Annotated in this window: 1 protein-coding gene; it reads right to left on the bottom strand. The window is 47.9% G+C overall.

Features of this window, described 5'->3' with window-relative positions; genetic code table 11:
• Positions 1 to 263: 263 nt before the first annotated feature.
• Positions 264 to 580: hypothetical protein (locus tag X919_RS16915; protein WP_172642735.1), on the bottom strand; the 317-nt coding region annotated here is incomplete at its 5' end.

Genomic DNA, 580 nt, shown 5'->3' with positions numbered 1-580 from the left:
TTGGCGACGATAGGAGCCTACCCTGGATGCGTTTGCAGGGCGGAAACCTATGCCATCGGCATTGTACTTTTTCTAAATTCATTTGTGCAAAAGGAATATCATTTACGAACAAATCCATTTGATATGTGCAAATGGGTGAGGAGTAGAAAAAGAAAGTACAACCCCCAAGGGGGTAGCCTTTTTGCTTGCGTCATTACCCAGGGTAGCCTCCTATCGTCGGCAACCCTGGGCTATCGAAAGTATAACCGCGTTGCGGTAGTTTTTCACCCATTGTTAGCACACAGAAACGGATGGAATGTTTGGGCGGAGGGGTTGCCAGCACGTTCAATAGGATGGAATAGTTTGTTGGGTAGATTGCCAATATATTCAAACGGCAGGAAAAGTCGGGGGGAGGGGTTGTTGGCACATTCAAACGAGGGGGATGGTCTGGCGCGGCGTTTACCAATATATCCAATCGGATGGAATATTTGAAAAGAGGGGTTGCCCGCGTTTCCAATCGGATGGAATGGCCGGACGAAGTGTTTGCCAATATATCCAAACGGATGGAATGTTTGGGCGGATAGATTGCCGCATGCCATTT

This window comes from Prevotella sp. HJM029 (assembly GCF_000599605.1).
In the GTDB taxonomy this organism is placed as follows: Bacteria; Bacteroidota; Bacteroidia; order Bacteroidales; family Bacteroidaceae; genus Prevotella.
Note: the sequence above shows the minus strand (reverse complement) of the source record. Positions and strands in the feature narration are given on the sequence as shown.